Origin of the sequence: Albidovulum sp., from assembly GCF_049646345.1 — a bacterium.
Taxonomy (GTDB): Bacteria; Pseudomonadota; Alphaproteobacteria; order Rhodobacterales; family Rhodobacteraceae; genus Albidovulum.
In genome coordinates this window covers 1-4,094 of record NZ_JBARVQ010000018.1, presented here as the reverse complement: position 1 = coordinate 4,094, position 4,094 = coordinate 1, and the positions used below count along the sequence as shown (strand labels likewise).

Sequence of the window (4,094 nt, the reverse complement as noted above, 5' to 3'; positions counted from 1 at the left end):
ATCTACACCTTCGCGTTGCTGTGCCTTTACAGCCGCGACATGTTGCTGAGTGCAAGCTGGAGCAGAAACCCCATCTGGAGCGCCGTGACATTTCTACTGTTTCCCTTCTGGGCGAATGTGCATTTTTACTTCACGCACCGTTGGCTGCACGGCAAGAAGCTGAACCGGTTTCATCGCGTGCACCACAAGGCCATGGATATATCGCCCTGGTCAGGGCTGTCGATGCACCCGGTCGAGCATCTGATCTATTTTTCCGCCGTTCCGATCTATGTCTTGATTGTCCCAATCGATCCCATTTTTATGATGTATTTCATGGTTGCGTCGGCCCTTGGGCCAACCACGCTGCATCATGGATTTGCCGCCATAAAACTTGGCAAGGACAGCCTAATGCTGACGGATCACCACCATCACTATCTGCATCACCAGGCGGGCGGGACGAACTTTGGTGCGACCAACCTTGTGCCGTTGGATACGTGGCTGAAGACCGACTACCAAAGCGCGCAGAGGCGCAAGGCTAGGGCGCAGGTGGAGGTTGCCGGTAGCACTTGATGCGTGGATCAAATGCATTTACCGCTTATACTTGAAGGCAGTTTGTGAATGCTCGTTAAACGCGATCATTCACAATAACCCGAAAGGATAAGTGGCTTGGACAGCGATAAGGCGCTCACCGCGGCGGAACAGGAAATGGCAACGATTTGGTCGAATGCGCTTGGCTTCGACGTATCGGATCCCACGTCGAATTTTATGGATCTGGGGGGATCGTCCCTGTTGGCAGCTCAGGTTGCCACCAAAGCAACGGAAAAGTTCGGCTCCAAGATCAACGTTGTGGATGTCATCGTGGCCCCCAATCTGCGTGCGCTCGTCCAGGATTTTGCCGGCGCGGCCTGACACCTGCGCCCGCGCCGCTTGCAGATCACAAAGCGCCCAATTCCGGCGGGACACTGTTCACCAATCTCGTTCAAAACAGATCTATTGAAGGCAAGCAAAATGATCGACCCGGAACTGACCCTTGCCGCAGGTGCCCAGCCGCAATTTGACTATGCTGACCCAACGGCGGCGCGGGCCACAATCGCCCGGCTGGGCGCGACCTTGGCTGAAAGGCGGTACTGGAAAGACCTCGAAGATGCGGTGTCCTACCAGGATGTGACCATTCCCAACGCCGAGGACGGGCGCCTGATTCCGATCCGTATCTACACGCCGAACAGCGCCGCGACGCCCCGCGGGGCGATCGTTTTTTACCATGGCGGCGGGTTTATGGTCGGCGATTTGAACGTCGAGCATTTTCGTTGCCTGATGTGGGCGCAGGCCACAGGCGCTGTGCTGGTCTCTTGCGACTACAGGCTCAGCCCGGAACACAGATACCCGGCGGCGGTGGATGATTGCATGGGCTGCTATCTTTGGGTGCGCGCCAGTGCCGCCGATCTGAAGGTTGATCCGGCGCGGATTGTTGTTGCCGGGGTCAGCGCGGGCGGAAACCTAGCCGCAAGTGTTTCGCTGCTGTGCCGGGATCATGGGATCCCGCCAGCGTGCCTACAAATGCTGATTTACCCTGCACTTGATGACAGAATGACCAGCCAGTCGATGAACACCCACACGGATCAGCCCGGCTGGAGGCGCATCGACACCCAACATATGTGGGCGCATTATCTGGGCCCGGATGTGCGCGATACCCAGGTATATGCCGCGCCCGCGCGTGCTGGGGATGTGTCGGGGCTGCCGCCTGCTTATGTCATGACGGCAGAGTTGGACCCGCTGCGCGATGAGGCGATAGACTATGCTTTGTGCCTTATGGCGGCGGGCGTTCCGGTCGATCTGCGCAACTTCTCGGGTGCGTTTCATGGGTTTGACGTGGTCAAGGAATCCCGGCTTTCGCAATATGCTCTGGATGAGCAGGTGTTTGCGATCAACCGCGCAATGGCGAATGCGGGCGTCGCGCAGCCAGAGGGCCTCGAAGCCAAGACGTCTCTGCAAAAGGTGGAAGCATAGCCAATGGCCAAAGATCAGATCAATGAAGTGTGCTATGCGCGCCCCGAGCTGCTGGGCCGGATTGCAAAACATCCGGGCGCACAGATTGTTGTTGTCGATCAGGATGGGGTGTCGTCATACAGTAGCGGGCGTATTCATGACGATACGCTTGGCGTCATGGATCATCTGCGCGGGCTTGGGTTGCATGCGGGGTGCCGCGTTGGAATTCGGGCGCAGAATTCCTACGAATGGCTGATCCTGGATTTCGCGTTGATCACGCTTGGGTGTACGTCCGTTTGCATACCCTTGGGCAACCCCGAATTGGACCCGCTGTCTGGCTCAAAATTGGCTGAACAGTACGATCTGAATTTCCTGTTTCAGGAAAACGGTTTTGACGCCGGAGACTGCGACGTCGTCCGGAATGCGTCTGGCCTGATACGCCTTGAGCACCTGCGTCCGGCGCGCGTGTTAGGCAAGGTTGCGCCCGAAGCGGCGGTGACATCCGATGCCTTTACGATTGTGTTTTCCTCGGGCACGACGGGTCGGCTCAAGCGATTGCCTATTTCGTGGACCAGCCTTCAGCATGGTATCGAACGGGTGTCGGATGCCTTTGAGATCAACAGCGAAGATCGCATCTTTGATATCCTTCCGCTGTCCATCTTCCAGCAGAGATATCTGGCGTATTGTGCGCTCTATCGTGGGGCGACGGTTGTTTTGTCGACGCAAGATCAGTTCTTTGAGGCGTTGAAGGCCGGGAACCCGACGGTGATCCTTGGCCCACCCGTATTCTACGAAGTCGCAGAGCAAAGGTTCGACAGGTGGTCGGGCCGCAAGCGGGATGCCTTGACGCGGATTTCCAACATTGTCCGCTGGGCGCCACGGCCCCTCCGCCAGTCTGTGAGAAAACACCTGTTTCAGTCATTGCATGACATCTATGGCAGCGCGGTGCGGCTTATGCTTGTGGGGTCCGCGCCGATCAATCTTTCGACCCTGACGTTTTTCGAACGCGCGGGTTTCCCCTTGTATCAGATTTACGGAATGACCGAATGCGGCTGGATTGCATGGAACCGGCCTGGGGCAAACAAGCTGGGGTCGGTCGGAAAGCCCGCCTTCCCCGGGGCGATTTCGCTGGGGCCGGAAGGCGAGGTTCTGGTGCGGAACCCGAATCATCTTTGCCACTATTATGAAGGTGCAGACGCTGCCGAGAACGCCCAGGTGTTTCTGGACGCAAAGACCATTTCTACCGGCGATATCGGCGCGTTCGACGAGGATGGGTTTCTGGTCCTTGGGGGGCGAAAGAAGAACGTCATCATCACGGCGGGGGGGCAGAAAATCTCTCCGGAAAATATCGAGGACAAGGTAAAGGCGGTTGGCAAAATTGATCATGTGGTCGTGTTTCGCGATGACACCCTGCGCGCCTTGTCGGCGGTGATCTGGCCCACGGATCAGGGCGACGATGCACGAGCCGCGATTGCGCGCGAAATCAAGGGGCTCAACCGTCAAATTCTGTCAACGACACCTATCATGGGCCTTGTGTTTTCCGATATTCCGCTGTCGGCAGAGACAGGTTTGCTGACCCGAAACCTGAAGGTCGATCGCGCTGCGGTGCAGGCCCGTCTGGGGCCGAGCGTCGAACGTATTGGGACGTTTGGTTGAAGCCGTAAAATGGGTCGGTCAAAGTGCAAGTTTCATCGCAGATAAGCCCGACGCGGTCGCTGCTCAGACTGGGTTCAGCCGAACCTTCGGGGCCTGCGACCTCGCTGTATCTCTGGCCGTTTGCCGGCGGGACCGCGCATTTCTACCAGAACTGGGGCTTGCGCAAACTGGAAGATATTTCGAGCTACGCCATCGAATTGCCGGGCCGCGGTCTGCGCCTGAGAGAAGCGCCGATCCCAGAGATGTCAAAGATGGTCGAGGACGCGTTGTCCTCAGTGGTGCCTGTGCTGGAGCGGCCATTTGCCTTCTTTGGGCATAGCATGGGCGCGCTTCTGGCGTTCGAAGTGACGCGTAGGCTGCGAGAGATGGGGTTGCCGCTGCCATGTCACCTGTTTGTGTCGGCATGTCGGGCGCCGCATTTGGCCGCTCGCAACAGGCCATGGCACCCCCTGCCCGAGGACGAGCTTATTGCC

Annotated in this window: 5 protein-coding genes; all 5 read left to right on the top strand. The window is 57.9% G+C overall.

Translation table 11 applies throughout. The annotated features are described in order from the left end of the window. Nucleotides 1-549 (top strand): sterol desaturase family protein (locus WBB85_RS00445; RefSeq protein WP_432636654.1); only part of this gene is annotated, 549 nt, incomplete at its 5' end. Between the two features lie 96 nt (nucleotides 550-645). Continuing rightward, a complete protein-coding gene (locus WBB85_RS00440; RefSeq protein WP_432636653.1) occupies nucleotides 646-888 on the top strand; it encodes a phosphopantetheine-binding protein in 243 nt (80 codons plus the stop codon). A gap of 99 nt (nucleotides 889-987) precedes the next feature. Continuing rightward, complete coding sequence (locus WBB85_RS00435; protein ID WP_432636652.1) at nucleotides 988-1,986, top strand: alpha/beta hydrolase; 999 nt, start codon at nucleotides 988-990, stop codon at nucleotides 1,984-1,986. Between the two features lie 3 nt (nucleotides 1,987-1,989). After that, entirely contained in the window at nucleotides 1,990-3,621 is a 1,632-nt protein-coding gene (locus tag WBB85_RS00430) for an AMP-binding protein (RefSeq protein WP_432636651.1), read from the top strand. Between the two features lie 23 nt (nucleotides 3,622-3,644). After that, a partial coding sequence (locus WBB85_RS00425) for a thioesterase II family protein (protein ID WP_432636650.1) occupies nucleotides 3,645-4,094 on the top strand: 450 nt, incomplete at its 3' end.